A 22,442-nucleotide genomic window follows, 5' to 3' on the forward strand; every position below is an offset into this window, starting at 1 on the left:
GTGGAGAGCGGCTTCGTCACCGTGTCGGTTCGGCGCGGAGCTCGTGAGAGAGCACGCGCATTGGAACAGCCGCGTATGAAGATATGGGGACGGAGTGGTTTCGCGCCGATTGCGCTACGGTATCGATTTCATTACGCCGGGACGCAAGGCGAAAGAGAACGGAAAGGGGCAGACCGCCTGCCACCTTTGCGTCACATTCCGCGGCGGGCGGGGCGATTGCCGCGGATGCCCCACGGGGTGGGCGGGACAGGCGAAACGGCATGGCGGCGCGGGGGCACGGGACGCTGCGCAGCGCAGGTTTTTTGACAATCGGATGACGTATTCATACGATGAACGCCCTGCGGCGACGATTTCGCGTGGCCGACCGTCAGCGAGTACTCGTCGTGCCGATCCCCGTCCTGTTTGCCGTTCTGTGTGCCGCATTCCTGCATGCGTCATGGAACGCGCTCGTGCGCAGCAGCGGCGACCGGCTGCGGTCGGCCACCGTGCTGCAGATCGCGATCGGGCTGTTTGCGCTGCTGTTCCTGCCGGCAGCGGCGCCGATCACGCCCGTGAGCTGGCTCTGCGTCGTCGCATCGGCGGTGATCCACGTCGTCTATACGCTGCTGCTGGTGCGTGCGTACGAGCACGGCGACCTGACCGTCGCGTATCCGGTCGCGCGCGGCACCGCGCCGCTGCTCGTCACGCTCGGCGCGGCGGCGTTTGCGGGCGAGCACCTGAATGCCGGCGCGCAATGCGGGCTCGTGCTGATCTGCGCGGGCATCCTGGCGATCGGCCTGGAGCGCGGGCGCGACGCGAAGCACCGGATGATGCAGGTCCTGCCGACCGCGTTCGCGACCGGAGTGTCGATCGCGGCGTACAGCGTGGTCGACGGAATCGGCGTGCGGGAAAGCGGCAACACGGTCGGCTATACCGCGTGGATGTTCGTGCTGACGGGCGCGATGATGGCCGCGTACTACCGGCTGCGGGCGGGGCCGTTACGGCTGACGCAGGATGTCGGCGAGACGGCGAAGGCCGCGTGCGGCGGCGTGTTCGCGGCNNCGGTGTCGGCGCTGCGGGAAACGAGCGTGGTGTTCGCGGCGCTGATCGCGCGCGTGTATCTCGGCGAGCGGCTGACGCCGCGCCGGACGGCCGGCTGCCTGGTGATCGCGGCGGGGGCGTTGCTGATCAGTGCGTTCGAGGCGGTGAGGTAAGCGGGCCGCGCGTGCGGCCCGGTGCGTCAGCCTTCCACCGGCATCGCGCTCGTGCACTTGATCTCGTCGAGGCACACGCTCGAATGCACGCCGCTCACGCCGGGAATGCGCATCAGCGTCTCGAGCAGGAACGTGGACAGCCCCTTCAGGTCGCGCGCGACGACCTTCAGCACGTAGTCGATATCGCCCGTCACCGAAAAACACTCCTGGATCTGCGCGAGATCCGACACCAGTTTCTGGAACTTCGACAGGTCGCGGATATGCCCGCGCTCCATCGTCACGTGCACGAAGGCGGTGACGCCAAAACCGAGCGTGTCGGGGCACAGCCGGGTTTCGTAGCGGCGGATCGCGCCGATTTCCTCCAGCCGCCGGTGGCGGCGCAGTGTCTGCGCGGGCGACAGGCCGACCGCCTTCGCCAGATCGAGGTTCGACGCGCGGCCGTTCTCCTGCAGGATCGCAAGCAAGTGCCGATCGAGGCGATCCAGAACCGGTTCATGCATTTTTATTTCCTCATCCGTCTCCTGGATGCAATCTTATCTCATAATGTAGGGTTTGCATGAACGGGTTACGAAACCCGATTTCGCCGTCGCGACGCTAAACTGACGCCGGATTTTCGTGTGCGATCGCAGCAAGGCGGGCGCGGCGACGGTCGGCGGCCGGTGTGGCGGGGACGCCGACGCAAATCGGGCGCCGCCACGCGAAGATTGCAGTCCCCAACCCGGCGGCTCCACGAACGGCCCCGGCACAGCAAAACAGCGCCCGGCACACCGAGGCGCACCGCACCCCGCTTCAGGCGGAGGCGGACAGAGTGGAGAAGACATGGTTTCTGGAAACGAGAGCGACGGCCTGAAGCGCGGGCTGAAGAACCGGCACATCCAGCTGATTGCGCTCGGCGGCGCGCTCGGCACGGGGCTGTTCCTCGGCATCGCGCAGACGATCAAGATGGCCGGCCCGTCCGTGCTGCTCGGCTACGCGGTGGCCGGCATCGTCGCGTTCTTCATCATGCGCCAGCTCGGCGAGATGGTCGTCGACGAGCCCGTCGCCGGCTCGTTCAGCTACTTCGCCAACAAGTACGTCGGCCACTTCACCGGCTTCCTGTCGGGCTGGAACTACTGGGTGCTGTACATCCTCGTCAGCATGGCCGAGCTGTCGGCCGTCGGGATCTACGTGCAGTACTGGTGGCCCGGTGTGCCGACCTGGGTGTCGGCGCTGGTGTTCTTCGTCGCGATCAACCTGCTCAACCTGGCGAGCGTGAAGTCGTACGGCGAGACGGAATTCTGGTTCTCGATCATCAAGGTCGCCGCGATCGTCGGCATGATCGGCTTCGGCGGCTGGCTGCTCGCGAGCGGGCATGCAGGCCCGGAGGCGAGCGTCCGGAACCTGTGGCAGCACGGCGGCTTCTTCCCGAACGGCGTGTCGGGGCTCGTGATGTCGATGGCCGCGATCATGTTCTCGTTCGGCGGGCTGGAGCTGATCGGCATCACCGCGGCCGAGGCCGACGATCCGAAGCGCAGCATTCCGCGCGCGACCAACCAGGTGATCTACCGGATCCTGATTTTCTACATCGGCGCGCTCGCCGTGCTGCTGTCGCTGTATCCGTGGGAAAAGGTCGTCACCGGCGGCAGCCCGTTCGTGCTGATCTTCCATGCGCTGAGCAGCAACCTGGTGGCCAACGTGCTGAACGTGGTCGTGCTGACGGCCGCGCTGTCGGTCTACAACAGCGGCGTGTACAGCAACAGCCGGATGCTGTTCGGCCTCGCGCAGCAGGGCAATGCGCCGAAGGTGCTGTGCTCGGTGAACAAGCGCGGCATTCCGCTCGCCGCGCTCGGCGCGTCGGCGCTCGCGACCGGCGTGTGCGTGCTGGTCAACTATTTCATGCCGGGCAAGGCGTTCGAGGTGCTGATGGGCCTCGTCGTGTCGGCGCTGATCATCAACTGGGCGATGATCACGCTGATCCACCTGAAGTTCCGCCAGGCGAAGCGTGCGGCCCGGGAGGAGACTTCCTTCCGCAGTCTGGGCTATCCTTTCACGAATTACCTGTGCCTGGCATTCATGGCCGGCATTCTCGTCGTGATGTACCTGACGCCGGATCTCCGCCTGTCGGTGTACCTGATCCCGGTATGGCTCGCGGTGCTCGCGGTCGGGTATCGCTTCCGTCAGAAGAATGCAGGCTATGCGGTGCACGACGGCGCATCCGCACGCTGACGCAGGCCGGCCCGATCATTCTTCCAAACGAGACAGACTCAAGCCATGTTCGAACACATCGACGCGTACCCGGGCGACCCGATCCTGACGCTCAACGAGAACTTCCAGAAAGATCCGCGTGACCAGAAGGTCAACCTGAGCATCGGCATCTACTTCGACGCCGAAGGCCGGATTCCGGTCATGGGCGCCGTGCGCGAAGCCGAAACCGCGCTGCAGCGCGACCTCGGCGCGAAGCCGTACCTGCCGATGGTCGGCCTCGCCGCGTATCGCGACGCCGTGCAGGCGCTCGTGTTCGGCGCCGATCACCCGGCCCGCGCGGCCGGCCGCATCGCGACGCTGCAGACGCTCGGCGGCTCCGGCGCACTGAAGGTGGGCGCCGATTTCCTGAAGCGCTATTTCCCGGATTCGCAGGTGTGGCTCAGCGATCCGAGCTGGGAAAACCACCGCTTCATCTTCGAGCGCGCCGGCTTCACGGTGAACACGTATCCGTACTACGACGAGGCGACGGGCGGCCTGAAGTTCGACGCGATGCTCGCGGCGATCGACGCGCTGCCGGCGCGCAGCATCGTGCTGCTGCACGCGTGCTGCCATAACCCGACCGGCGTCGACCTCGACGAAGGCCAGTGGGAGAAGTTGATCGACGTGATCGAGGCGCGCGGGCTGCTGCCGTTCGTCGACATGGCCTACCAGGGCTTCGGCGCGGGCCTCGACGCGGACGCGTTCGCGGTGCGCGAACTCGCCCGCCGCGGCGTGCCGGCGCTGGTCGCGAACTCGTTCTCGAAGAACTTCTCGCTGTACGGCGAGCGCGTGGGCGGCCTGAGCGTCGTCTGCGAGGATGCCGCGGCGGCCGACCGCGTGCTCGGCCAGCTGGCCGGCGCCGTGCGCTCGAACTACAGCAACCCGCAGACCTACGGTGCGAAGGTCGTGGCCGCCGTGCTCGGCACGCCGGCGCTGCGCAAGCAGTGGGAAGAGGAACTGGCGGCGATGTGCCGCCGCATCGCGCGGATGCGCCAGTCGATCCATGACGGCCTGCGCGACCATGTCAGCGGCGAGGCACTGACGCGCTACGTGAAGCAGCGCGGGATGTTCACGTATACGGGCCTGACCGAATCGCAGGTCGACGCGCTGCGCGAAGTGCACGGCGTGTACATCCTGCGTTCGGGCCGGATGTGCGTCGCGGGCCTGAACGACTCGAACGTCGCCATCGTGGCCGATGCGATCGGCAAGGTGCTGAAGAGCGGCGTCTGATCGCCGCGCGCCCCGGCGCGCCGTGCGGCTGGCCGAACCGGCTGTCTCCCGCAAGGGGGCAGCCGGTTTTTCTTTGTGCGGCCGCAATGTCCGCCACCCGGCTGACGCGGGCGCAGGCGTGGCGGTACGATCACGCAATCGGACGCAACACGAACAGGAGCGACATGGGCATCCGGATCATCCAGCTCGGCACGCCGCGCGCGGCCGGCGAGGGCCTGCGGATCGGCACGGTGCGGCGGCCGCCGCGCGGCGTGCCGAAGGCGGAATTCGCGTCGCGCAACTACTATGATGTATGGCTGCCGACGTTGTCGCCGAGCCCGGAACTCGTCGCGCAGGCGCAGGCCGCCGAAACGGACGCCGAGTGGAACGCGTTCCGGCGTCACTTCCGCGCGGAGATGGCGCATGGCGATGCGCCGAAGGTGCTCGACCTGCTGGCGGCGCTGTCGGCGACCACCGCGTTCTCGATCGGCTGCTATTGCGACGACGAACGCCATTGCCACCGGAGCGTGCTGCGCGAACTGCTCGCGGAACGCGGCGCGACGATCGAGCCCGACGCGGGTTGAGCGTCGGTTGAAGGCGGGTTGAAAGCGAGCGAGCGTGTCGTCGCCAGTCGCGGCGGCACGCTGCCGCCGTCCATCGTGCGGCGCAGCGAACCCGTTGACGTGGGTCAAGCGTGGAGGCGCGCGCGCCACTATGCTCTTGTCATGGAGCGATCACGACGATGACAGGCGGACAGATGCAGATTGCCTTCCCGCCGGAACCGCCCGAATATTGCGCACGCGACCTGGTCGTGGCGTTTTCGGCGCTGGTCGACGGACGTTGCGTGCAGTGCGCGGTCACGGCCGAGGCGCTGGAAGATCATTTCGGCGCGCCGTCGCTGCTCGAACGCGACCTGCTGGCCGCATTCGACGCGCACCGGTCGGCGATCGAGGCGATGGCGCGACGCATGCTCGAGGAAATCGGCGGCCGGCCGGTGCTGCTGCACAGCGGCCACTTCCGGCTCTGAGACGGATACAGCAGGAGGGTGCATGACACTGCAGGGCAATATTCACGAACGCGACTGGTCCGTCGAAGTCGAGACGCGCCCGTGCGAATCGGGCGAATTCCGCTGCCGCGTGTCGGTCGAGCATGGCGCCGGCGCCACGCGCTTTCACCATACGTTCGAGCACAGCCATGCGTATCCGACCGAACGGGAGGCGATGATCGAAGGGCTGCGGGCAGGCATGACGTGGATCGAGATGAAGGCGTCACAGACCTTCAACGTATGAACGATCCCGCGCCGACCAAGGCGCGGGCAGACTATCGGCCGGGCCGCGATCGAAGAAATCGCGCCGTGCCACGGGCAACACCTGCCGCCGCATTTCGATGCGGGCGGCATATGCAAGGCGGTCGACGAGCGGGCGGCCCCGTCAGGAGACAAGACATGGGCGTGGGCATGCAGATCGCCTGCCATGGATTCGCGGGTACCGCCGCGATCGAAGCCGAAGCCGGCGCGCTGCTGGTGCGGCTCGAGCGCTTCCGCGCGCTGATCGGCGGCTGTCACCTCGCCATCGAATCGCGTGCCGCGGCCGATGGCGCGCGCCGGTTCGACGTGCGGCTCGACCTCGTGATGCACGACACGTCGCGCTGGCTGCTGCCGGCGTGTGTCGGCGACGATTTGGACGACACGCTTCGCCGCGCGTTCAAGCAGGCCGAACAGGCGCTGATCGCATGCCAGGCGGGCGGTGCGAGGGTGGGGCTGCGCGATGCGGCGGCAGGCAGCCCGGCGCAATGAGGCATCGCACGCGATGCTGCGCCGGCGGCCGGGCGTCGGCGCGCCCGGTCAGACCCGGGCGAGCGCTTGCGAGTCGATGATGCGCACGCGCTTGCCGCGCGTTTCGACCAGCGCTTCGCGATGGAACCGCGAAAACATCCGGCTGACGGTTTCGAGCTTCATCCCGAGATAGCAGCCGATTTCCTCGCGCGTCATCCGCAGGTTGAATTCCGTCGCCGAATAGCCGCGTGCCTCGAAGCGCGACGACAGGTTCAGCAGGAATTGCGCGACCCGCTGTTCGGCCGACATCGTGCCGAGCAGCAGCATCTGGCTCGATTCGCGGACGATCTCGCTGCTCAGCATCTGATAGAGGAAGTGCTGCATCGGCTTGATCTCGCGGCACGCCGCTTCGAGCGCGCCGAACGGGATGATGCACACGACGCTGTCTTCGAGCGCGATCGCGTCGCAGCAGTGCTGGCCGCTGCCGATGCCGTCCATCCCGAGCGTTTCACCGGCAATCTGGAAGCCCGTCACGTGCTCGCGGCCGTCGCGATGCATCATCACCGTCTTGAACGAACCCGCGCGCACCGCGTAGATGCTCTGGAACGGATCGTCGGTGCGGAACAGCGCGTCGCCCTGGCGCACCTGCCGGGTCGTGCAGATGATCGCGTCGAGGCGGCCGTATTCGGCGGCCGTCAGTTGCGGCGGCAGGCACATCGAGCGCATCGCGCACGCCGAGCAGCGCGCGGCGGGATGCTTGGCGGCGTCGGCACGCGTGACCGCGCGAAGCGGAATCGTCGGCCGAGGCGTGATGGATACGTCGGCGGCGCAGGCGGTGGCTGTGGACATGAGTCACTCCGGCTCGTCAGGGGTGGTGCACGCGAGCGTGCACCAGGGATTCGATGACGCGGCATGCGGCGTCGAATTCGACGGTCTTGTCGAAGAAATAGTCGGCTCCGGCCGACGCGCATGCCTCTCTGAATGCCGGCGCCGAGTGATTCGTCAGCACGATCGTGACAATGCGCGGCGCGGCTTTCGACAGCGTCCCGATCAGGTCGAGGCCGCTGCCGTCCGCCAGCCGCAGGTCGACGATCACGACATCCGCCTGGCTGCTGCGGATGTGCGTCCACGCGTCCTGGCCGTCTTCCGCCTCGCCCACGACGGCGACACCGCGGATCGCGCCGACGAGCAGCGCGATCCGCTGTCGGACGGCGACGGCGTGATCGACGAGAAACACCCGGAGCGCGGCGGGCAACTGGCTGGCATTCATGCCGGCAGTATCGTGTTGCGCCGCCGAAAATGAAATCGGCCGAATTGGAAGTTGATGTAGGCCGCGGCGACGCGTTGTAGGGCGATTCCTACAACGCGTACGGGAAATCGCCGGAGCGGCCCCGGTGTGACGTGCCGCGTGCGGGGCGGGCGGGTCGTGCTGCCGGATCAGCCGGCCCGGCGCGCGTCCAGCGCATCGCGCGCGGTTCGGCACGCGGCCAGATCCCACGCCGCACAGCCGACGCTCTTGAACAGCAGCGGCCCGGTACGGTCGAATGCGCCGCCCAGCACGTCGGCGAGCGACGCGACCTGCTGCCAGTCGACCTGCGCGACGATCAGGTCGCCGGCCTCGTGGCGGGCGCCGGCCGGATCGTCGACGACCAGCCGGCTGGCGCGCACGGTGTTCGCGTCGATTTCCGCGGCGTCCGCGGTGAACGCGCCGACGCCGACCACGAGCCGGCCTTCGCGCGCGGCTTCGCGGTAGACGGGCGTGCGGCTCGTCGTCAGCGTCACGACGACGTCGATCGCATCGGGAACCGCGTCGCCGTCGAGCGGTGTGAGATGCGGCGCGTGCGCGCGGTGCGCGGCGCAGAATGCCGCCGCGCTGTCGGCGCGATTGCCGCGCACGTGCAGGCGCGCGTCGGGAAAGATCGCCGCGAGCGCTTCCGCGTGATTGGCCGCCTGCTTGCCGGTGCCGATCAACAGGATGTCGCGCGGCGCGGCGCCGTGCAGCGCCTGGATGCCGAGTGCGGTGATGGCCGCCGTGCGGCGTCCGGTGACCGTCGGGCCGTCGAGCGCGAAGCGCATCTCGCCGGTGGTCGCGTCGTACGCGGTCACCTGGCCGAGGATCGTCGGCAGCCCGCGCGCGCCGTTGCACGGGCACACGTTCACGAGCTTGTGGGTCGCGAGGTCACGCGCGCTCGACGGCATCGACAGCATCACGCCGCCGGCCTGCAGCGGCACGACCAGGCGCTCGGGGCTGACGATCTCGCCCGCCGCATAATCGGCGACGGCCTGCCTGAGCGTGGCGAGCAGCGCCGGGTAGTCGAGCAGCGCGGCCGTGTCGGCCGCATCGAAAACGGGAATCGGGGAAAGCGCGGTCATCGTGTACGTCGCATGCGTCGGTGAGCGTGGACGACGGGCGCATGCCGCGCCCGCCACAAAGCTGCCGGATACCGTGGCACTGGGCAGTGTGGATCGAATCTATACCACTTTCTGGACTGCCCGCAACCCAGAAAATAAAGCGCCTCGCCGTTTTTGGTTCTAATATCTGTCCAGAAGGGCCGCCTTGGCCTCGATGCCGGCGCGCTCCGGTATAGTGCGAACCCATTCCAGATTCACGCCCGCGACCGGGCAGGAGCTACACGATGATGTCCGCGCGTCCCGACTCACTCGAAGGCGGATTCAAGCCGCTGCAGATCTACGAGCAGGTGGCCGAGAAGATCCGCGACGAGATCCGCGCGGGACGCTACGCCGCCGAGTCGCGGCTGCCCTCCGAGCGCGAGCTCGCGGGGCTGTTCCAGGTCGGCCGGCCGGCCGTGCGCGAAGCGCTCGGCGCGCTGCAGAACGAAGGGCTCGTGTTCACGAAGCGCAATTCGGGCACCTACGTCGTCGCGGCGCCGCTCGACGTGCTCGCGCAGCGCGGCGACACGCACGAGGCGTCCGAAGCCGATTTCAGCCCGACGTCGACGCTCGACGTGCGGTTGATCCTCGAGCCGGCGATCGCGCGCCTCGCGGCCGCGCATGGCCGGGCCGACGCCGGCGCCGAACGCTACCTGGCCCAGATGGAAACCATTACCGACGTCGACGATCCGCATCAGCGGGCGCTGTGGAACGAGAGCGACCGTTTGTTCCACCGGCAACTCGCGTTGATGACCGGCGACCCGCTGATCGTGAAGATCGCGGACGAAGTCGCGAAGACGATGGACCAGCCGCTGTGGAAGCGGCTGAAGGACGACGGCATCTACGACGCGGGCCGGATCCGGCTCTACGTGTCCGAGCATCGGCTGATCTACGAGGCGATCGTGTCGGGCGACGCAGATGCGGCGGCGTTTTATGTCGAACAGCACATCCGCCGCGTGCGGCGCGACATCGCGCCGAAGTGACCGCGTCGAAATCGTTCTGGTCTGAAAAATGACCAGAATCGAACACTTTATTTTGAAATTGCTTGCGCGGTGACCACGCGTGTCCTACATTGGTTTCACACAAAACCAATCAGGAGACATCGTGCGACACCTCGTTACCGCGCTTTCGGTGGCCATCGCCGCCGGCGCGCTGACTTCCGCGCACGCGCAGGAAGTCGTGATGATCGGCCATTCGGCGCCGCTGACCGGCCCGCAGGCCGCGAACGGCAAGGACAATGAAAACGGCGCGCGTCTGGCCGTCGACGAACTCAACAAGGCCGGCATCAAGGTCGCCGGCAAGAGCGTCACGTTCAAACTGGTTTCCGACGACGACCAGGCCGACCCGAAAGCGGGCGTGCAGGTGGCGCAGAACCTCGTCGACAAGGGCGTCGTCGCGGTGCTCGGCCCGTACAACTCGGGCGTCGCGATTCCCGCATCGCGCGTGTACTCGAATGCCGGCGTGCCGATGCTGCCGGTTGCATCGAACCCGGCGCTGACCAAACAGGGCTTCAAGAACATCTTCCGGATCGGCGCGAGCGACGAGCAGCTCGGCGGCACGATGGCCACGTTCGCCGCGAAGACGCTGAACGCGAAAACCGCCGCCGTGATCGACGATCGCACCGCGTACGGGCAGGGCGTCGCCGAACAGTTCATGAACGTCGCGAAGGCGAACGGGATCAGGATCGTCGACCAGGAATACACGAACTCGTCGGCCACCGATTTCCTCGGCATCCTCACCAAGATCAAGGCCAGCAACCCCGACGTGATCTTCCTCGGCGGCTATGCGGCGCAAGGTGCGCCGATGGCCAAGCAGATGAAGCAGCGCGGCCTGCGCGCGAAGCTGCTCGGCGGCGACGGCATCTGCTCGGCCGACATGGGCAAGGTCGCGGGCGACGCGGCATCGATCGTCTACTGCGCGCAGGGCGGCGTCGCGCTCGAGAAGACGGCGGCCGGCCGCGAATTCCTGAAGAAGTACCACGACACGTATCACACCGATACGCAGGTCTACGGCGTGAACTACTACGACGGGATGAAGCTGCTCGCCGACGCGATGGTCAAGGCCGGTACGACCACCGACAAGGCGAAGCTGATCGCGCAGCTCGCGAAGTCGAACTACGCGGGCGTCGCGGGCACCTATTCGTTCGACGCGAACGGCGACCTGAAGGGCGCGCCGACGACCGTCTACGTGATCCGCAACGGCCTGCCGGAGCCGTACGCGAAGTAAGCGACCCAGCGACGCACCAGGCGCCGCACAAGCCTGTCACCGGACGGCGGCGCGACCGCCGTCCTTCGTTTCCACGCATCCGATCGACCATGAAAATATCCCGATCCCTTTCCACCGTCGAAGTGCATACGGGCGGCGAAGCGTTCCGCATCGTCACGAGCGGGCTGCCGAGACTGCCGGGCGACACGATCGTCCAGCGCCGCGCGTGGCTCAAGGAGAACGCCGACGAGATCCGCCGCGCGCTGATGTTCGAACCGCGCGGCCACGCCGACATGTACGGCGGCTACCTCACCGAGCCGGTGTCGCCGAATGCCGATTTCGGCGTGATCTTCGTGCACAACGAAGGCTACAGCGACCATTGCGGGCACGGCGTGATCGCGCTGTCGACCGCCGCCGTCGAGCTCGGCTGGGTGCAGCGCACGGTGCCGGAAACGCGGGTCGGCATCGACGCGCCGTGCGGCTTCATCGAGGCGTTCGTGAAGTGGGACGGCGAGCATGCGGGGCCGGTGCGCTTCGTCAACGTGCCGTCGTTCATCTGGCAACGCGACGTGTCGGTCGAGACGCCGTCGTTCGGCACCGTGACCGGCGACATCGCGTACGGCGGCGCGTTCTATTTCTACGTCGACGGCGCGCCGTTCGACCTGCCGGTGCGCGAAGCGGCAGTGGAAAGGCTGATCCGCTTCGGCGCGGAAGTGAAGGCCGCCGCGAACGCGAAATACCCGGTCGTGCATCCGCAGATTCCGGAAATCAACCACATCTACGGCACGATCATCGCGAACGCGCCGCGCCATCCGGGCTCGACGCAGGCGAACTGCTGCGTGTTCGCGGATCGCGAGGTCGACCGCTCGCCGACGGGCTCCGGCACCGGCGGCCGGGTCGCGCAGCTCTACCAGCGCGGGCTGCTCGCGGCCGGCGACACGCTCGTCAACGAATCGATCGTCGGCACGGTCTTCAAGGGGCGTGTGCTGCGCGAAACGACGGTCGGCGGGATGCCGGCCGTGATTCCGGAAGTGGAAGGCAGCGCGCATATCTGCGGGTTCGCGAACTGGATCGTCGACGAGCGCGATCCGCTGACCTACGGTTTTCTCGTGCGCTGAGTCGCCGCGCCGATCGGCCGCGCGTTGCGCGGCTTCCCGTTTGTCGTACCAGGCTTGGCGCGTCGTTCCCGTCAGGGAGCGCGCGCCTTTTTTGCGTGTGAACCGGCACCCGGCCGCCCGCGCAGGCGGGCGCGACGCCGTCGCGGTTCGGCCGGCCGCGCGAGTTTGGTACGATGCACCCTTTTCAGCCGAGCTCCACCCGCGTGAATCGCCGAAACGTGTCGTCAGTGCGTGACTTCTGTGCCAGATGGGTCGCGCGCGCCCAACCCGTCGCGGCTGCCGCCGTCGCGAGGGTCAAGCCTCTCGCCGCAGTTGCGTGGCACCACCTGCGTCATCCTACGCGCCGCGGCGTGCTGCTCGCGGGCGCCGCCGTGCCGGCGCTGTTCGTGGCGTACGTGGTCGTGCTCATCCCGTTTACGCCGGGCATCGGCGACATCCGCAAGGCGCGTGTCGACCAGCCCGCGCAGGTGCTGTCCGCCGACGGCAAGCTGCTGGCCGAATTCAAGCCGTCGAACCGGGAATGGGTGCCGCTCAGGCAGATCTCGCCGCACATGGTCGATGCGCTGATCGCGACCGAGGATCACCGCTTCTACGAGCACCACGGCCTCGACTGGAAGCGCACGGCATCGGCCGCGCTCCATACGTTCTCGGGCAGCCGCCAGGGCGGCTCGACGATCACGCAGCAGCTCGCGCGCAACCTGTATCCGGACGAAATCGGCCGCGCGCCGACGCTCACGCGCAAGGTGAAGGAGGCGATCACCGCGCTGAAGATCGAGGCCGTCTACAGCAAGGACCAGATCCTCGAGACCTACCTGAACACGGTGCCGTTCCTGTACAACGCGTACGGCGTCGAGATGGCCGCGCGCACCTATTTCGACAAGTCCGCCGACGAGCTGGACGTGCTCGACAGCGCGACGCTCGTCGGGATGCTGAAGGGCAACAGCTACTACAACCCGGTGCTGAACCCCGAGCGCGCGCTGCAGCGGCGCAATACGGTGCTCGGCCAGATGGTGAAGTACGGCAAGCTGTCGCCCGCGCAGTTCGCGCAATTGCAGCGCCGGCCGTTGCGGATCGATTTCGAGCGCCAGAAAGAGCCGCCCGGGCCGGCGCCGCATTTCGCGCAGCAACTCCGCAAATGGCTGATCGCGTGGGCCGACCGCAACGACTACAACATCTACTCGGACGGGCTGATCGTGCGCACGACGATCGACTCGCGGTTGCAGCAGATGGCGACGCAGGCGCTCACGCTGCAGGGCAACCAGTTGCAGGGCATCGCGAACAACGCGTGGAGCGGCCGCGACGGCTGCGGCACCGACAACGAGGTCTTCCGCACCTTCATGCGCGAGTCGCCCGAGTACAAGGCCGCGCAGGACGCCGGCAAGGACGACGCGGCCGCGATGAAGCTGCTCGCGGCTGACCGCGGGTTCATGCGTGCGCTGTGCAAGACCAAGACCGACGTGCAGGCCGGCTTCCTCGCGATCGACCCGCGCAACGGGCAGATCCGCGCGTGGGTCGGCAGCCGCGACTTCACCAGCGAGCCGTTCGACCACGTCGCGCAGGCGCGGCGCCAGCCGGGCTCGACGTTCAAGCCGTTCGTCTATGGCGTCGCGTTCGCGAACGGGATGAAGCCGGACGACACGTTCATCGACCAGCCGGTCGAGATCCCGCTGAAGGGCGGCGAGATCTGGCGGCCGAACGACGACGTGCCGCCGACGGGCAAGCCGATGACGCTGCGCGACGCGGTCGCGCTGTCGCGCAACCGGATCACCGCGCAGGTGATGGAGAAGGTCGGGCCGGCCTCCGTCGCCAGGCTCGCGCGCGACATGGGCGTGCGGGAAAGCCCGCTCGAACGCGTGCCGTCGCTCGCGCTCGGCACGAGCCCGGTCACGCTGAAGGAGATGGTCGCGTCGTACGCGACGGTCGCGAACGGCGGGCTGTATGTCGAGCCGCAGATGGTGACGCGCATCGAGAACCGCCAGGGCGACGTGCTCGCCGAATACGCGCCGGCGCCGCCCGAGCGCGCGCTCGACGCCGAAACCGACAAGACGCTGCTCAGCGTGATGCGCGACGTCGTGACGCGGGGCACGGGCGGCAGCATCCGCACGCGCTTCGGGATTCGCGGCGACGTGGCCGGCAAGACGGGCACGACGCAGGACAACGCGGACGGCTGGTTCATCCTGATGCAGCCCGGCCTCGTTGCCGGCGCGTGGGTCGGTTTCGACGACGGCCGCGTGACGTTGCGCAGCGATTACTGGGGGCAGGGTGCGCATAGCGCGCTGCCGATCGTCGGCGATTTCTTCCAGCGTGCGCAGCGCGCCCGGATCGTCGACACGAAGGCGAAATTCGATACCGAGCCGTCGCCGGGCTGGTTCGCGTCGCTGCGCGAGCGCGTGACGGATCTGTTCGACACATGGTTCCCGCCCAAGCCTGAGAAGGCGCCCGCGCCGGCCAGGACACAGCGGGTGGAGCGCGCGCCCGAGGCTGACACCGGCACGGAATCGACCGCCTCGGCCGCCTCCGCGCCGGAGGCGGCATCGGGTGGCATCGTCGAGGAATGGGTACCGGCGTCGGAAGTGGCCGCGTCGGCTGCCGCGCTGTCGGCCGGCGCGTCGCAACCGCAGCCTGCTCAGCCGCCAGCGGGGGCGAGCACGCCAGGCGGGGGCAGCTCGGGCTTCGGTACCGCACCGGCCGCCGCCCCTTCGGCTGCACCGGCCCAGCCGCCCGTGCCGGCCGCTCCCGACGCGAGCGGCGCTTCGCAGTAACGGAGCCGTTCAGATTTCGCGCGCGGCTGCCGTAATCATGGTGTCACGACAGCTCGCGCGGTCGCTCCGCGCCTCTCAGATGAGGCTATTTTCCGACTACGTCGCGCTCGCGCGCGACGACCTCGCCGCCGGTGTCCCGCTCGCCTTCGATCTCTACAATGCCGACGGCGCCGCGCTGCTGCCGGCGGGCACGACGCTGCGCGATGCCGCTCAGCATGCATTCCTGTTCGACCATTTCCGGCCGGTACGTCGGCGCGACGACACCGAAGCCGAAACCGCGCCGCGCGTGCCTGACGGGGTGCCGCACGCCACGCGAATGGGGTTGTCGGCGGGCGCCGCGATCGGCATCCGCCGCCGGGTCGGCACGACCCGCGGGCTGCAGCGCTACCGGCTGATCGGCATTGCCGCATCGGGTGCGCTGTTCGTCGAGCCGCAGCCGGCGGCCGCGTTCGACTTCACGAGTGGCGACGACATCGAGGCGGTGGCCATCGGCCGTGCCGCGGTGTCGCGTTTCGGTGCGACGGTGGAGTCGGTGCAGGGGGCGGGCGGCGCGCGGTTCCTGGTCCTGTCGCCCCCGGGTTTCGTCGACCGCCTGCGCACACGCGCGGAGCCGCGCGTGCCGGTGCGGATCGCCGCCTGCTGCGCAGGCGGAGCGGAGGGCGCGGAAGGCATCGGGATGGTGCACGACATCAGCGTGAGCGGGCTGTCGATTGCCGTCGACCGGCCGATTGCCGCCATCGGCGAGCCCTTGCGCGTACTGCTGCCGTACGCGACGGGCGGCCGGGTCGAGCTGCTGGCGCTCGACGGCACGGTGCGGGCCGTCCATGCCGACCCGGCGGCGCCCGCGCTGACGCTGCATCATGCGGCGTTCGGCGAGATCGGCGCCGACGACCTGATTCGCCTCAAGGCGCTGCTGTTCGACCGGCTGATGGCGTCGTCGGGGCGCTGATGCCCGGCGGGGCGCGCCGGGCACCGTATCGCAGCATTCGGTGCGCGAACGCCGATAATCGTCTGACGATTCAGTGAATTCCGTGACGATTGTATGTTTTCCGTCAACAGTGAATTCGCGATTTAAGTATTTACCCTGATAGAGCCGCCTCCTAGACTTCTACTCATGCGCAACGACCCCGAGTCCGAAGCGCCTGACAAAACAATCCTGGAGGTAACGCATCATGAAATCGCTGATCAAGGCAGTTGCACTGGCCGCCCTGGTGGCCGCACCGGTCGTTTCGTTCGCCCAGAGCCAGCAGCCGCTGACGCGCGCGCAAGTGCGCGCCGAGCTGGTCCAGCTCGAAAAGGCCGGCTACAACCCGAACGACTGGATCAACTACCCGGAAAACATCCAGGCCGCGCAGGCAAAGATCGCCGCCGCGCAGAACACTGGCGCGCAAGTCGACGCAACGGGCTACGGCTCGAACCCTGTCGGGACGTCGCAGTCGGGTCAGCGCGTGCTCGTGCCGGCCGCCACCGACCGTTCGTCGGTGTTCTTCGGCCACTAAGCCTGGCAGCGCCCGCAAGGGCGCCCGGCGCTTGCCGTCTCTTCCGAAACCCGTGCACGGTGTCCGTGTGCGGGTTTTGCATTTGGGCTGCCTGAATCGTCGGGGCGTGCGCGAGCGCGTTGCGCCCGATGCGCATCAGCGGCGGCTGCCCGCCTGGCGCGCGCGTGTCGCGAGGACGGCCGCGACACCGCCGAGGATCGCGACCGATGCGAGCGCGAGCCGCCAGGTCGGCTGTTCCGACAGGAACAGCACGGCGCCGCACGCGGCGATGGGGGGAACGGAGAGCTGAACTGCCGCGGCGCGCATCGCCGTGAGGTGTCGCAGCGCGGCATACCAGAGCACGTAGCCGAGGCCCGAGGTCAGCGCGCCGGAAAGCACGGCGAGTACGACGCCGGCCGGCGTGACGTGGAAGCGGGCGGCGAGCGCGACGCTCAGCGCGAGCGCCAGCGGCGCGGCGCGCAGGAAATTGCCGGCGGTCGCCGCGACCGGATCGACGGGCCGACGGCCGCGTATCGAATAGATTCCCCATGCGATGCCCGCGGCCGTCATCAGCGCGGCGCCGCGCGGCGTCGGCGCGGCGAGCCCCGGTGACACGAGATACACCAGTCCGCCGAGCGCCGCGCCGAACCCGGCCCAGCCGGTCGCGGCAAACCGTTCGCCGGCGTGCCATCCCGCCGCAAACATCGTCAGCTGCACCGCGCCGAACAGGATCAGCGCGCCGGTGGCCGCGCTGACGGTCAGGTACGCAAACGAGAAGCACGCGACGTACACGAACAGCATCGCCGCGGCGGGCCAGTCCGCGGGCGGGGCGGGCCGCCGCGCACCCGCGCGCGCGACGATCGCGAGAATCAGCGCGCCGGATACGAGACGCAGGCTGCCGAAGCTGGCCGCGTCGATCCGTCCGGCCTGCAGCGCGAGCCGGCACAGCAGCGAATTCGACGCGAACGCGAGCATCGCGATCGACGTCAGCGCGGCGACGCGCATGCCCGGGCGGACATGCAGCGCGAACGTGGAGGCAAGCGGTCGCATCGCGGGCCTCACGCGTGGCTGGCAACGATCAGCACGGCCGCGCCGAACAACGCGGTGCCAAGCGGCGCGGTGAGCGCCTGCCCCCACGCCGCATTCTTCTCGAGTGCCATCAACGCGGCGAGCGCCAGCATCCAGCCGAGACTGCCGGCGCCGACGACGAACATCAGCAGCATCAGCGCCCAGCAGCAGCCGACGCAGAAGAGCCCATGGCTGACGCCGAGCGCAAACGCGTGACGCATCGGCGTGCGGCCACGCCAGCGGCTGATCACGAAACTGAACGGCGTGCGGCAACGATCGAGGCAATGCGTCTTCAGTCCGCTGAACTGGAACGCGCCCGCGAGCGCGAAGACGGCCGCGCCGATCAGCCAGCCGCGCCACGCGAGCGCCGGCACGCGCGCGACACCTGCCAGCACCAGCCCGTGCAGGCCGTGCGCGACGAGGCCGAAACCGCTCCACGTGGCGACGTAGCCGATGCCGACGAGCGCGAGCAGGCGCGTCTGGTCGGGGCGGCTCGCGACGACGCGGGCGAACGCATCGAACAGCGACAACGTCGTCGGCAGCATCATCGCGAGGATCATCAGCGTCCAGCCGGCCGCGTCGAACGCGGCCGGCAGCCACAGCGTCCCGCCCGGCAGCGCGCGGCATAGTGCGCTGAACGGTGCGGACAATGCGCTGTCGCCGTGGTCGAGATACCGCCCGTACGGGCTGCGCGTCCATGCCCACAGCGTGAGCCACGCGAACGCGACGAGACTCGCGAGCACGAGCGGAAACAGGCGCCGATGCAGCGAAGCAGCCATGACCGTGGGCCTGCAATCGCGCTTCACGCGTCGAACAGGAACGTGCTCTGCAGCGCGTTGTGATTCTTCAGATCGACGTCGATGCCGATCGCCGCGTTCTTCGACCGATAGACCGGCGCCTTGCCGACGAACACGGGCGCGCCGGGTACCGTCGAGAACACGGTGTCGGTCAGCGTCGTCTGCGCGCCGCTCGGGCCGAGATACGGCTCGAGTTCCGCGTGGTAGTCGGTGCCGATCGACAGTGTGCCGCGTGCCCCTTCGACGTTGAACGCGATGGGGGCGCGTTCGATCGACACGACCGTGCCGATCAGTTTCGCGAGTTCGGCGATCGGGCCGCCGGCCTGGCCGGTGTAGACCTTCAGCAGCGCCTGCTCCTGCACGTCGGACGCCGTGTCGCTGACGTAGATCGCGGCCGTCCAGTTGCCTTGCAGGATGTTGCCCGGCACACGACACACGGCGGCGATCGTGTTGCCGCTCACGTCGACGCCGTCGACGGTGCCCTGGTCGACATGCCATGCGACGATCGTGTCGCAGACGCCGAAATCCGGGTCCTCGCCGATCCAGCACGGGCAGAGTACGCGACAGTTGCAGACCTCGAGCAGACGGCCTTCCAGGTGATAGCTCATGATTCCCTCCAGGGAGCGACGGCGAAAGCACGTTGGGCCGGGTGGAGGAACCTGACTGACGAGTCGCCACCCCGCTCGGCGATGCGAACGCGAAATGCGCTGAGGAATGCGCGGAAGCGGAGACGGGATGGATGCGATAGCGCGGGCCTGAAGCGGCGTATCGATTTTCCAGTGTAGGTGCGCGGGGACGATATGCAAGCCGTCGCGGGCGCTGCGATGCCGGCTGACAAGCCGGCGCGCGTGCGCTAGCATCGCGATCGGTATCGCCGCCGCACGGCGGCCGATGCGCGACAGCACGACAGGCCCGGCACCGGGTTCCACGACTTCAACGAACAACAAGGAGCATCCATGCGTGTCTTGACCGGCCTGCTGTGCGCACTGGCGCTGGCGGCGAACGTCGCCCATGCACAGGCGAATTGTGCCGACGCGACGGACCAGGCGGCGATGACGGCGTGCGCCGATCGCGCGTACAGGAAATCCGACGGGGAACTGAACCGGATCTACCAGGCCGTCACCGCGCGCCTGCGCGATGCGCGGCCGCTCGCCGACAAGCTCGTGAACGCGCAGCGTGCGTGGATCGCATACCGCGATGCCGAATGCAGCTTCTCCAGCGCGAACGCCGAGGGCGGCAGCGCGTATCCGATGGTCGTGTCGACCTGCCTCGACGATCTGACGAAAGCGCGCACCGAAACGTTGAAGGGTTATCTGTCGTGCGAGGAAGGTGATCTCGCGTGCCCGGTGCCCGCGAAGTAGGCATGGTGAGCCGCCCACGGTCGGGCGCACGGCGCGCGGCCGGGCGGCGCCCGCCATCCGCTGGCAGACGTCGCTAGACGCCGTCCGTTTCGTCGAGCAGCTTGTGCCGCATCGCGTAGCGCACCAGCGCCGCTTCGTGCGGCATCTGCATCTTTTCCAGGATCCGTGTCTTGTACGTGCTGACCGTCTTCGCGCTCACGCACAGCGCGTTGGCGATCTCGGTCAGCGTCTGGCCCGCCGCGATCCGCCGGAACACGTCGAATTCGCGATCGGACAGCCGCTGGTGCGGCAACGTCTCGGCCGGCTCGTTCAGGCTCTGCGCGAACTGCTCGGCCATCGCGAGGCTCACGTAGACGCCGCCCGACGCCACCTTCGTGACCGCGCCGACCAGCTCGGCGCTCGCGCTTTCCTTCGTCAGATACCCCGACGCGCCGGCGCGGAACGCGCGCACCGCGTACTGCTGCTCCGCGTGCATGGTCAGCACGAGCACACGCAGCGCGGGTTTCTCGTCCTTGATCTGCTTGATCAGCTCGACGCCGTTGCGGCCCGGCATCGACAGGTCGAGCACCAGCACCTGGGCGGGCGTGGCGCGCACGAGCGCGATCGTCGACGGGCCGTCGCAGGCTTCGCCGGCCACTTCGAACCCGGTGGCGTTCTGGAGGATGTGCCGCAGACCGTCGCGTACGAGCGTATGGTCGTCGGCGATGAGCACCTTGATCATGTGATGAGCGTTTCCTGTTGTACGGTGCTGAGCGGGAGTGCGACGGTGATCGAGAAACCGCGCGCGAGCGCGGTGTCGATCGTCACGGTGCCGCCCAGCATGTGGGCGCGTTCGCGAATGCCGATCAGGCCGAACGATTTGTCTTCGTGGGCCGGGCCGCCGGGTGCCGAGCCGCGGCCGTTGTCCGCGACGCGCAACACGCAGTAGCCTTCCTCCACGTCGAGCCGCAGCGCGACGCGCGTCGCATCCGCATGGCGCGCGACGTTCGTCAGCGCTTCCTGGACGATCCGGAACAACGTGGTCGCGCCCGTGCTGGTGAACGTGAGGCCGCCCGTTTCGATGTGCCGCTCGACGTCGATCCCGTAGCGGTTCGTGAAATCGTTCGCGAGCCATTCGATTGCCGGCACGAGGCCGAGATCGTCGAGCATCACGGGCCGCAGGTCGGCCGCGATGCGCCGCACCGATGCGACCGTCGCGTCGATCAGCCGCCGCATGCCCTGCAGGTGCGACAGCACGCCCTCGTCGGGCAGCGCGCGGCCGGGCACGCGCAGTTGCTGTTCGACCACCGACAGATCCATCTTCAGCGCGGTGAGCTGCTGGCCGAGGTCGTCATGCAGTTCGCGCGCGATGCGGGTCTTTTCCTCTTCGCGCACGTTCTGCAGGTTCGCCGACAGTTCGCGCAATTCCTCGCGCGACAGCTTCAGCGCATTCTCCGCGCGCTGCCGCTCGGTGATGTCGCGCAGCATCACCGTGTAGAGCTTGCCGGACGCGTCGCGGATCTGCGAGATCGACGCCTCGATCGGGAACTCCTCGCCGTTGGCGCGCAGCCCGAACAGCACCCGCTGGCGGCCCATCTGACGTTCGGACACGCCCGTCACGCCGAACTGGTCGACGTGCTTCGCGTGCGCGGCGCGAAACCGTTCGGGGATAAAACGCGACAGCGGCGCGCCGATCGCTTCCATTGCGGACACGCCGAACACCTGCTCGGCCATCGGATTGAAGATCACGACCGTCTGCTTCTCGTCGATCGTGATGATCGCTTCCATCGACGAACGGATGATGCCCATCATCCGCGCCTCGTTGAGGATGCCGCGGCTGCTCGCACCGGAATCGGCGGCACCGGTGCGGCGCAGCAGCGCATGGACGAGCATCGCGAACGCGATCGACGCGATCAGCCCGGCGGCGAGCACGGTGCCGGCCGCGCGTTGCGCGCCGGTTGCGCTCGGGCGGCCGTCCGCGGAATAGGCGAGCGTCAGCACGGTGCCGCCGAAGCTCAGCTCGTCGGTGCGCCGCATCAGGTCGGGCGATGCCGACGCCTCGTCGGTCGTCGTTTCGACGCTGACGATCGCACGCCGGTCGCCGCCGGCGGTCATCGACACGTCGATTCCGCGTTCCGCGTCGAGCGCGCGCTCGATCAGGCGACGCGGGCTCAACGCCGCGAACAGCACGCCGTCGGCGGCGGTGTCGCGCGTGCCGGACGGCGGGGCGGCCGCGTGCGGCGACGCGGCGACCGGCACGAACAGCGTGAAGGTGCGGGCGTCGCGGGATGTGTCGTCGTCGGCAGGGTGGACGCCGAGCGCGATGTCGCCGGTCTGCAGCGCGCGCGCGAGCGGTGCCGCGTCGGATGCGCCGAAGCGCACGACGGGCGAATTCGACGCGGGCGCGCTGAGCACCGCGGTCGCGAGCGTGCCGGCCGGCATCGGGTTCGTGCCGGCGAGCGCGGTGCGGATCGCGGGCGGCAGCGGCGCATAGCCGATCTGGCGAACCGGCGAGCGGCCGCTGTCGAGGTCGAGCGTGTCCGCGTACCGGCGCCACTGCTCGGGCGTCATGTCCGGGACGAGGCTGAACGCGCCGCGCGCGCCTTCGAGCACGGCGACGCCGGACTGCAGCTCGTGGCGGAGCATGGCCGTCACGTGCGACGTGCGGCGTTCGAAACGCGTATGGACGGCGCCTTGCCACTGCTCGCGCACGAGCAGCGCAACGCCGAGCGACAGCGCCGCGCCGGCGCACAGCGCAACGACGCCGGCCGCGAGCGGCTGGCGTAACATGATCTGGAGGCGCGTGGGCCCTCGGGCGTCACGCGTCGGGGTTCCACTGGCGGTCATTCGATGGCCATTCTGTTGTCGGGGGCCGCCCCGTGGC

At 68.5% G+C, this 22,442-nt stretch carries 23 protein-coding genes; 14 read left to right on the forward strand and 9 right to left on the reverse strand.

What is annotated here, in order from left to right; translation table 11 throughout:
- Positions 1-329: 329 nt before the first annotated feature.
- A complete protein-coding gene (locus tag FOZ70_RS34840; RefSeq protein WP_219707727.1) occupies positions 330-1,193 on the forward strand; it encodes a DMT family transporter in 864 nt (287 codons plus the stop codon).
- A 26-nt stretch (positions 1,194-1,219) separates the two neighbouring features.
- Here the strand turns inward: FOZ70_RS34840 and FOZ70_RS34845 are convergent, their stop codons facing one another.
- A complete protein-coding gene (locus FOZ70_RS34845) occupies positions 1,220-1,693 on the reverse strand; it encodes an Lrp/AsnC family transcriptional regulator (protein ID WP_021159174.1) in 474 nt (157 codons plus the stop codon).
- 319 nt (positions 1,694-2,012) lie between these two features.
- Between FOZ70_RS34845 and FOZ70_RS34850 the strand changes: the two genes are divergently transcribed.
- The 6 genes from FOZ70_RS34850 to FOZ70_RS34875 all read left to right on the forward strand — a co-directional run bounded on the left by FOZ70_RS34850 (position 2,013) and on the right by FOZ70_RS34875 (position 6,420).
- Positions 2,013-3,398, forward strand: coding sequence for an amino acid permease (locus FOZ70_RS34850; protein WP_021159173.1), 1,386 nt, complete (start codon positions 2,013-2,015; stop codon positions 3,396-3,398).
- A 45-nt stretch (positions 3,399-3,443) separates the two neighbouring features.
- Positions 3,444-4,646, forward strand: a complete 1,203-nt coding sequence (locus FOZ70_RS34855) for an amino acid aminotransferase (protein WP_021159172.1) — start codon at positions 3,444-3,446, stop codon at positions 4,644-4,646.
- A gap of 164 nt (positions 4,647-4,810) precedes the next feature.
- Positions 4,811-5,209 (forward strand): DUF488 family protein, encoded by a 399-nt coding sequence (locus tag FOZ70_RS34860; protein ID WP_021159171.1) that lies wholly within the window; start codon positions 4,811-4,813, stop codon positions 5,207-5,209.
- A gap of 158 nt (positions 5,210-5,367) precedes the next feature.
- Positions 5,368-5,652, forward strand: coding sequence for a DUF1488 domain-containing protein (locus tag FOZ70_RS34865; RefSeq protein ID WP_042974849.1), 285 nt, complete (start codon positions 5,368-5,370; stop codon positions 5,650-5,652).
- A gap of 22 nt (positions 5,653-5,674) precedes the next feature.
- Entirely contained in the window at positions 5,675-5,914 is a 240-nt protein-coding gene (locus FOZ70_RS34870) for a hypothetical protein (protein WP_059484949.1), read from the forward strand.
- Positions 5,915-6,069: 155 nt separating this feature from the next.
- Positions 6,070-6,420, forward strand: a complete 351-nt coding sequence (locus FOZ70_RS34875) for a hypothetical protein (protein ID WP_021159168.1) — start codon at positions 6,070-6,072, stop codon at positions 6,418-6,420.
- Positions 6,421-6,468: 48 nt separating this feature from the next.
- On the opposite strand, the gene FOZ70_RS34880 is transcribed toward FOZ70_RS34875, so the two are convergent.
- From FOZ70_RS34880 to lhpI, 3 genes are all read right to left on the reverse strand, one after another.
- A complete protein-coding gene (locus FOZ70_RS34880) occupies positions 6,469-7,248 on the reverse strand; it encodes a helix-turn-helix domain-containing protein (RefSeq protein WP_021159167.1) in 780 nt (259 codons plus the stop codon).
- A 16-nt stretch (positions 7,249-7,264) separates the two neighbouring features.
- Entirely contained in the window at positions 7,265-7,669 is a 405-nt protein-coding gene (locus FOZ70_RS34885) for a response regulator transcription factor (protein ID WP_021159166.1), read from the reverse strand.
- 167 nt (positions 7,670-7,836) lie between these two features.
- Positions 7,837-8,772 carry a bifunctional Delta(1)-pyrroline-2-carboxylate/Delta(1)-piperideine-2-carboxylate reductase gene (gene lhpI / locus FOZ70_RS34890; protein ID WP_219707728.1) on the reverse strand — a complete coding sequence of 312 codons (936 nt, stop codon included), beginning with the start codon at positions 8,770-8,772 and terminating at the stop codon, positions 7,837-7,839.
- A 263-nt stretch (positions 8,773-9,035) separates the two neighbouring features.
- Here lhpI and FOZ70_RS34895 point away from each other — a divergent pair, with 263 nt between their 5' ends.
- The 6 genes from FOZ70_RS34895 (at position 9,036) to FOZ70_RS34920 (ending at position 16,374) form a co-directional block, all read left to right on the forward strand.
- Complete coding sequence (locus FOZ70_RS34895) at positions 9,036-9,773, forward strand: GntR family transcriptional regulator (protein WP_021159164.1); 738 nt, start codon at positions 9,036-9,038, stop codon at positions 9,771-9,773.
- A gap of 121 nt (positions 9,774-9,894) precedes the next feature.
- Entirely contained in the window at positions 9,895-11,016 is a 1,122-nt protein-coding gene (locus FOZ70_RS34900) for a branched-chain amino acid ABC transporter substrate-binding protein (protein WP_021159163.1), read from the forward strand.
- An 89-nt stretch (positions 11,017-11,105) separates the two neighbouring features.
- Complete coding sequence (lhpH, locus tag FOZ70_RS34905; protein ID WP_059591166.1) at positions 11,106-12,113, forward strand: trans-3-hydroxy-L-proline dehydratase; 1,008 nt, start codon at positions 11,106-11,108, stop codon at positions 12,111-12,113.
- A 173-nt stretch (positions 12,114-12,286) separates the two neighbouring features.
- A complete protein-coding gene (locus FOZ70_RS34910) occupies positions 12,287-14,875 on the forward strand; it encodes a transglycosylase domain-containing protein (protein ID WP_219707729.1) in 2,589 nt (862 codons plus the stop codon).
- Between the two features lie 79 nt (positions 14,876-14,954).
- Positions 14,955-15,824 carry a PilZ domain-containing protein gene (locus tag FOZ70_RS34915; protein WP_219707730.1) on the forward strand — a complete coding sequence of 290 codons (870 nt, stop codon included), beginning with the start codon at positions 14,955-14,957 and terminating at the stop codon, positions 15,822-15,824.
- 223 nt (positions 15,825-16,047) lie between these two features.
- Positions 16,048-16,374 carry a DUF4148 domain-containing protein gene (locus tag FOZ70_RS34920; protein ID WP_059666887.1) on the forward strand — a complete coding sequence of 109 codons (327 nt, stop codon included), beginning with the start codon at positions 16,048-16,050 and terminating at the stop codon, positions 16,372-16,374.
- A gap of 135 nt (positions 16,375-16,509) precedes the next feature.
- Here the strand turns inward: FOZ70_RS34920 and FOZ70_RS34925 are convergent, their stop codons facing one another.
- From FOZ70_RS34925 to FOZ70_RS34935, 3 genes are read right to left on the reverse strand one after another with little or no spacing between them, the layout of a single operon-like run.
- Entirely contained in the window at positions 16,510-17,403 is an 894-nt protein-coding gene (locus FOZ70_RS34925; protein WP_219707731.1) for a DMT family transporter, read from the reverse strand.
- 8 nt (positions 17,404-17,411) lie between these two features.
- Positions 17,412-18,200 carry a DUF2182 domain-containing protein gene (locus tag FOZ70_RS34930; protein WP_059623025.1) on the reverse strand — a complete coding sequence of 263 codons (789 nt, stop codon included), beginning with the start codon at positions 18,198-18,200 and terminating at the stop codon, positions 17,412-17,414.
- Between the two features lie 23 nt (positions 18,201-18,223).
- Positions 18,224-18,826 (reverse strand): DUF1326 domain-containing protein, encoded by a 603-nt coding sequence (locus FOZ70_RS34935; RefSeq protein WP_060226188.1) that lies wholly within the window; start codon positions 18,824-18,826, stop codon positions 18,224-18,226.
- Between the two features lie 348 nt (positions 18,827-19,174).
- On the opposite strand from FOZ70_RS34935, the gene FOZ70_RS34940 reads away from it, so the two are divergent.
- Entirely contained in the window at positions 19,175-19,579 is a 405-nt protein-coding gene (locus FOZ70_RS34940) for a lysozyme inhibitor LprI family protein (protein WP_021159155.1), read from the forward strand.
- A gap of 73 nt (positions 19,580-19,652) precedes the next feature.
- Here FOZ70_RS34940 and FOZ70_RS34945 read toward each other — a convergent pair whose 3' ends face one another.
- Both FOZ70_RS34945 and FOZ70_RS34950 read right to left on the reverse strand, forming a co-directional pair.
- Positions 19,653-20,300 carry a response regulator transcription factor gene (locus FOZ70_RS34945; RefSeq protein WP_219707732.1) on the reverse strand — a complete coding sequence of 216 codons (648 nt, stop codon included), beginning with the start codon at positions 20,298-20,300 and terminating at the stop codon, positions 19,653-19,655.
- Positions 20,297-22,405 carry a PAS domain-containing sensor histidine kinase gene (locus FOZ70_RS34950; protein ID WP_124474718.1) on the reverse strand — a complete coding sequence of 703 codons (2,109 nt, stop codon included), beginning with the start codon at positions 22,403-22,405 and terminating at the stop codon, positions 20,297-20,299. Before FOZ70_RS34950 ends, FOZ70_RS34945 begins: the two co-directional genes overlap by 4 nt.
- Positions 22,406-22,442 lie beyond the last annotated feature (37 nt).

The sequence above is a fragment of the Burkholderia sp. COPS genome (genome assembly GCF_019425585.1).
Classification (GTDB): domain Bacteria; phylum Pseudomonadota; class Gammaproteobacteria; order Burkholderiales; family Burkholderiaceae; genus Burkholderia; species Burkholderia cepacia.